The sequence below is a fragment of the Streptomyces sp. NPDC002004 genome (assembly GCF_053593975.1).
Window position 1 is genome coordinate 1 of the sequence record NZ_JBSFDP010000076.1, and the last position, 5,796, is coordinate 5,796.

Genomic DNA, 5,796 nt, shown 5'->3' on the forward strand with positions numbered 1-5,796 from the left:
CCTGCCGCTACGGCGTCACGGCAGGCACGAAGGTGCACGCGTCGTCCGCCGGGCCCTCGTCCATCCATGTGAATATGCGGCATGCCGCGATACCCGGCGACTAATGGAGGCAATGGGGTTGCTCTCCGGCTGCGCCCGTCGCCTCCCCGTCGAGGGGCCGAAGAGGGTCACCCGTTCGGCCTCCCGTGCGGTGCGTCGCAGCAGGTCTCCGGCCGATGCTGCTCTCAATCCCCAGTGGAATGTCCCCGGCGGAGAGGGAGTGGTACCGGTGACGCAGATGGCCGACGACTGGCTGGCTCCGTGGGTTGCGAAGGCGCACTCAGCCCTCGCAGGGGGACCGCTGGCTGCGTTCCTCGCGGAACTTGCCGCCCCAACCCCCGCGCTGGGACGAGCCACGGCCCACACCATCAGTCTCCCCGTGCGCCCGGCCGCACTCGCTCTGCGCACGTCCCCCGAGGCCCTCACCACGGCCTTGGCCCAACTCGGCGCGGCGGGTCTGCTCACGTGCTCCTACGACGGCGACCCCGATGCGGCACATGCCACGATCACCCTGCTGCCCGGCAGCACATCCCCGTGATCGTGGGGCAACAGCGCACGGGGCATGAACATCCCACTCGATGAGGGCGGTGCGATCGCTGCGATGGCGCGCTTGCAGAACAGCGTTGCCGTCGCCTCCGGCGAGTCCCTCAGCGGCTGGACGGCGGCCTTCACCGGTCCCTGTCTCTGCGCGGCCATCGTCGACCGGCCGACCTTCAACGGCTCGATCATCCGCACCGGCACCGAGTCCTACCGGCTCGCCCGCACCAAGGCCCTGGCGGAGCAGGCAGCCGCCGGCTGACCTTCGCCGGCAACCGAACGGGGCATCGGGACCGCCGTCACGAGGTCACATCCCTTGCCGGATCCACGACCCAGTGGTTGGTCTTGAGAACCCGCTCTGCGAAGGTCATCTCCACTTGGGAGAGGAGTCTGAAGCCGACGGAACGGCAGATGCCGTTCGAGGCTGCGTTGTTCGTTGCCGGGAAGGCATGCACGAGGCCCCAGCGGTCTTGGTCCCGGGCCTGTTCCAGCAGGGCACGGACGGCGCGTCTGCCCAACCCCTGTCCCTGGAATTCAGGCAGAACCATCCAACCGATCTCGGAGATCGGCCCGTCACCGGTGTCGTGGGACCAGATGGTCACCGTCCCGGCCACCACGTCGGGGCCGGCCGCATCGGGAACGATCATCTTCAACCACGCGAGGTCAGCTGCTGCCTGCTGGGCATCCCGGCGGACCTTGTCCGCCATCCCCTCGGGCGGGAGAGGCCCACCCAGGTCGGCCGCTCACCGCTGCGAGTCCCCCGGCTTCGGCGGCCCGCCGGTCAGGCCGAACGGACTCGACACCGCTGACGACGAGACGCCCTGTCCTCAAGGCGGTATGCCCGGGGCTGCCAGGACCGAGCGCCGTGTGTCGGCGAGCCATCCGACGGGACCTTCGCAACAGACCTCAGGCGCTGAGCCGATGCTGTGACACCGCGCCCCCCGTCGCGTAGTGGACGTATTCGCGGACCAGTCGGAAACCGGCGTTCCAGGCCAGGAGTCGGCCGGCGCGGTTGTGGACCGAGCAGTTCCAGCTGGGCGTGTGACCGCGGGAGGTGATGTCCGCGCACAGGGAGGTGATACAGGCCAGGGCGAGGTGGTGGCGTCTGCGGTCGGGGACGGTGTAGACGGCCACGTCCTCGTAGCCGGCACCGCGGAAATACGTGCAGGCCACCGCGAGGATGCGGCCGGTACGGCCCACTGCGGCCCAGGCGTGGCCCGAGGCGGCGAGGTCGCGTGGGCCGCCCCAGCTGGCCGACAGCCAGGACGCGTCGGGGCCGAGGGCGTGCACGGCGTCGGCGTCCGCCGGCTTCAGGTGCCGTACGGTCACCGCGTGCGGGACGGTGACGGACTGAGGCCTGGCCTGGAGGGTCCAGATCATCCGCTCCCACGGGGTGAGCCGCTGGAAGGCGGCGCCGAGGGCGGGCAGGAAGCGCGCGGGTGCTTCGACGCGGTTGCCGGCCAGAGAGGCGAGGAGAGTCGGTGTGAGTTCCTCCGGGCTGCCACGCAGTACGACGTGGCCGGCGCAGGAGACGGCGACCGTGCGCGGCTGGACGGGCCGGTCGGCCCACCAACGGCCGATGCCCGTGGCCAGCACGTGTTCGCCGATCGTGGCGGGGCCGGGGGATCGGGTGGGGAACCAGCGTGCGAGCGCCCGCGGGTCCGGCGGCGAGATCTCGATCATCGATGCCTCTGGGGTGGGAATGGGATACGGATGGGGCGGGCGACGGGGAGCGCTCCGCGTCGCCCGCCCCCTGAGGCAGACGGCGTGGGCCGGCCGCCCTCGTTCGTCGTCAGCTCTGACCGGCCTTGCTGCCGTGGTTGGCCTTCTTCTTGCGACGGGCCCTCTTCTTGCGGGCGCGCTTGGACATGTGCGTCAACTCCTTTGCTCGTGAACGTTTTTCAGGTGGTGTGGCCGACCAGCAGGGCGGCCAGCTTGGTCAGGCGCTTGACGGTGCGGTCCTCGGTCGCGGCCGGGGCGGGCTCGTCGCGGTCGTAGTAGGCGCCGTTGACGATTTCGACGGCCGGGTCGCACAGCCGGACGACGTGTGCGGCGCCCTCGGCCGCGGAGACGCCCTCGTGGGCGTAGAGCGGCAGCAGGGCGGTGTCGCACACGCCCGGGTTGATGGAGACGGCGGTGACGCGCGGGTCGGCCGCGAACACCGTCAGCGCCAGCTGGGACTGGGCGTAGGCGGCGAGTCGGGAGTAGCGGCGGGCCCGGTTGGGGTCGGCCCACTGGATGGATGCCGTGCGGTGCAGGGAGGAGGAGACGTTGACAACTCGGCCGCCCGGGTCACTGGTCAGGGCCGGTTCAAGCAGGCAGGTGAGGAGGTAGTGGGCGAGGAAGTTGACCTGGAAGGCGATCTCGTTGCCGTCGGCGGTGACGGTGTGGCGTTCCGGGGCGGCCATGCCCGCGTTGTTGACGAGGACGTCCAGGTGCGGGTGGGCGGTGACCACCGTGCGGGCGAGGGCCTCGACCTCCTCGAGGTGGGCGAAGTCGGCGAAGTAGGCGGCCAGTTGGTGCGTCTTCACGTTGGCTGTGGTGATGAGACGGTCGGCGGCGGCCTGCGTCTCCTCGGCGGTACGGCCGTGCAGCAGCACGGTGGCGCCGCGTTCGGCGAGCTGCCGGGCGGTCTCGTAGCCGATGCCGGAGGTGGCGCCGGTGACCAGGACGGTGCGGCCGGACAGGGGGGAAAGGGTGGAGTTGGACATGATCCGTTCCGGGGTGCGGGCACGTCGACGCCGCCGGGTCAGAGGCGGTGGATGCGCGGTGGAGAAGGCGGGACGAGGGGGCGCCGGAGTTGAACACGGCGCCCTCTCGGGTCACGGAATGCGGCGTCGGTGGGACGCGGGCGCTTCCGGTCAGCGTGGCTCACGACGTGACGGCCGAGCGGGACTCCGCGGTCGGTCGAACAGGAGCCAGGCGCTGTTCACGAGGTCAATGGAACCCGTACCGCACATCCCGGGCAAGCCGAAACAGCCTTCCCTTACGGGGCTCTGACGTGGGCATACGGTTCCGGACGGTGAGCCAGGACATCGGCGCGTCTCAGCCGAGGCCGGGCACCTGCGTGATCAGCAGGTCGATCAGCTTGATGCCCACGAAGGGCAGCACGAGGCCACCGAGGCCGTAGACGAGCAGGTTGCGGCGCAGCAGGTCATGGGCGGAGGACGGGGTGTACCGCACGCCGCGCAGGGCGAGCGGGATCAACGCGATGATGATCAGCGCGTTGAAGATGATCGCCGATGTGATCGCGGAGGTCGGGCTGTGCAGGCCCATCACGTTCAGCGACTCCAGGCCCGGGTAGGAACCCGCGAACATCGCCGGAATGATGGCGAAGTACTTGGCCACGTCATTCGTGATGGAGAACGTGGTCAAGGCCCCACGGGTGATGAGGAGCTGCTTGCCGATCTCGACGATGTCGAGGAGCTTGGTCGGGTTGGAGTCGAGATCGACCATGTTGCCGGCCTCCTTCGCGGCTGATGTCCCCGTGTTCATGGCGACTCCGACGTCCGCCTGTGCGAGAGCCGGGGCGTCGTTCGTACCGTCGCCGGTCATGGCGACCAGCTTGCCGCCCTCCTGTTCGCGCTTGATCAGGGCGAGTTTGTCCTCGGGGGCTGCCTCGGCCAAGTAGTCGTCCACGCCCGCTTCTTCGGCGATCGCCTTCGCGGTCAGTGGGTTGTCACCTGTGATCATCACTGTACGGATGCCCATGCGGCGGAGTTCGGCGAAGCGTTCGCGGATGCCGTGCTTCACGACGTCCTTGAGGTGGATCAGGCCGAGGACACGCGGTCCGTTCCAGTCGTGCACCGCCACCAGCAGGGGCGTACCGCCGCCGGCGGCCACGGCGTCGGCGTACAGCCGTGCCTCGGACGGCACCTGGCCGCCGTACATCTGCACCCAGTCGATGACCTGCTGGGCGGCGCCCTTGCGGATGGCGCAGACGGCTCCGTTGTCCCAGCGCAGGTTGACCCCGCTCATCCGGGTCTGCGCACTGAACGGCACCCAGCGGGTGTTCGCCAGCTCACCCTCGGTGGGTGCCCGGAGTCCGTAGCGGTTCTTGGCGAGGACGACGACTGAGCGGCCCTCCGGTGTCCCGTCGGTCAGCGAGGACAGCTGGGCCGCGTCGGCGAGCTGCCGTTCGTCGATCCCCGGCAGCGGGACGAAGGCGACGGCCTCACGGTTGCCCAGGGTGATGGTGCCGGTCTTGTCGAGCAACAGGGTGTTCACATCTCCCGCCGCCTCGACCGCACGGCCCGACATGGCGAGCACGTTGCGCTGCACCAGCCGATCCATGCCGGCGATGCCGATCGCGGAGAGCAGGGCGCCGATAGTGGTCGGGATGAGTGTGACGAGGAGTGCCACCAGCACGGTCGTCGACTGGGCGGCGTCGGCGTACTCACCCATCGGTTGGAGCGTGACCACGACCAGGAGGAAGATGATCGTGAGGGAAGCCAGCAGGATGTTCAGGGCTATCTCGTTCGGCGTCTTCTGCCGGGCGGCGCCCTCCACCAGGGCGATCATCCGGTCCAGGAAGCTGTGACCGGGGCGAGCGCTGACCCGTACGACGATCCGGTCGGACAGGACCGTCGTACCGCCCGTGACGCCGCTGCGGTCCCCGCCGGACTCCCGGATCACCGGGGCCGACTCACCGGTTACCGCGGATTCGTCCACCGCCGCCACGCCGTCGATGACGTCGCCGTCCGCCGGGATCAGCTCGCCCGCCCCGACGAGTACGACGTCCAGCGGCTTGAGGTCTGTCGCGGCGACGGCCTCCGTGCGGGCGGTGGCCGGGTTGGTGCCGTAGCTCCAATGCAGGAGTCTTAGCGCCACGGTGTCGGTACGGGCCCTGCGCAACGACTCGGCCTGCGCCTTGCCGCGGCCCTCGGCGACGGCCTCGGCAAGATTGGCGAAGACGACCGTCAGCCACAGCCACAGACTGATGACCCAGGTGAAGACGGCCGGGTGCAGTAACGCCGACAGGGTGGTGAGGACCGCGCCGACCGAGACGACGAAGAGCACGGGGTTCTTCACCAGGATGCGCGGGTGCAGCTTGCGCAGTGCCTCGGGGAACGAGCGAATGAGCTGGGCGGGTTCGAACAGCCCGCTCGGAGGTCAGGTCGGCGTAGGCCGGGGGCGCGGTGGGCGCGGCCGGTGCCGGCCGGTCCTTCCTGGGCCGGCGCTTGGTCGAACCCTGGGCGACGCCGTACCCGACCAGGACGG

Annotated in this window: 5 protein-coding genes and 2 pseudogenes; 2 read left to right on the plus strand and 5 right to left on the minus strand. The window is 69.9% G+C overall.

Features of this window, described 5'->3' with window-relative positions; genetic code table 11:
- Positions 1 to 268 precede the first annotated feature (268 nt).
- A complete protein-coding gene (locus tag ACWCP6_RS37115; RefSeq protein ID WP_450937081.1) occupies positions 269 to 577 on the plus strand; it encodes a hypothetical protein in 309 nt (102 codons plus the stop codon).
- 75 nt (positions 578 to 652) lie between these two features.
- Positions 653 to 838: pseudogene (locus ACWCP6_RS37120) on the plus strand (ATP-binding protein); the annotation flags it as partial.
- A 37-nt stretch (positions 839 to 875) separates the two neighbouring features.
- Here the strand turns inward: ACWCP6_RS37120 and ACWCP6_RS37125 are convergent.
- From ACWCP6_RS37125 to kdpB, 5 genes and pseudogenes are all read right to left on the minus strand, one after another.
- Positions 876 to 1,316: pseudogene (locus ACWCP6_RS37125) on the minus strand (GNAT family N-acetyltransferase); the annotation flags it as partial.
- A gap of 166 nt (positions 1,317 to 1,482) precedes the next feature.
- Positions 1,483 to 2,259, minus strand: a complete 777-nt coding sequence (locus ACWCP6_RS37130) for a GNAT family N-acetyltransferase (RefSeq protein ID WP_450937082.1) — start codon at positions 2,257 to 2,259, stop codon at positions 1,483 to 1,485.
- A 109-nt stretch (positions 2,260 to 2,368) separates the two neighbouring features.
- Positions 2,369 to 2,446, minus strand: coding sequence for a 50S ribosomal protein bL37 (locus tag ACWCP6_RS37135; RefSeq protein WP_397926694.1), 78 nt, complete (start codon positions 2,444 to 2,446; stop codon positions 2,369 to 2,371).
- Positions 2,447 to 2,477: 31 nt separating this feature from the next.
- A complete protein-coding gene (locus ACWCP6_RS37140; protein WP_450937083.1) occupies positions 2,478 to 3,287 on the minus strand; it encodes an SDR family NAD(P)-dependent oxidoreductase in 810 nt (269 codons plus the stop codon).
- 334 nt (positions 3,288 to 3,621) lie between these two features.
- Positions 3,622 to 5,655, minus strand: coding sequence for a potassium-transporting ATPase subunit KdpB (gene kdpB, locus ACWCP6_RS37145; RefSeq protein ID WP_450937084.1), 2,034 nt, complete (start codon positions 5,653 to 5,655; stop codon positions 3,622 to 3,624).
- Positions 5,656 to 5,796 lie beyond the last annotated feature (141 nt).

What these genes read in the sequence shown, in the direction of transcription:
- ACWCP6_RS37130 (WP_450937082.1), bottom strand. Translation starts at nt 2,259, where the DNA reads ATGATCGAGATCTCGCCGCCGGACCCGCGGGCGCTCGCACGCTGGTTC.
- ACWCP6_RS37135 (WP_397926694.1), bottom strand. Translation starts at nt 2,446, where the DNA reads ATGTCCAAGCGCGCCCGCAAGAAGAGGGCCCGTCGCAAGAAGAAGGCC.
- ACWCP6_RS37140 (WP_450937083.1), bottom strand. Translation starts at nt 3,287, where the DNA reads ATGTCCAACTCCACCCTTTCCCCCCTGTCCGGCCGCACCGTCCTGGTC.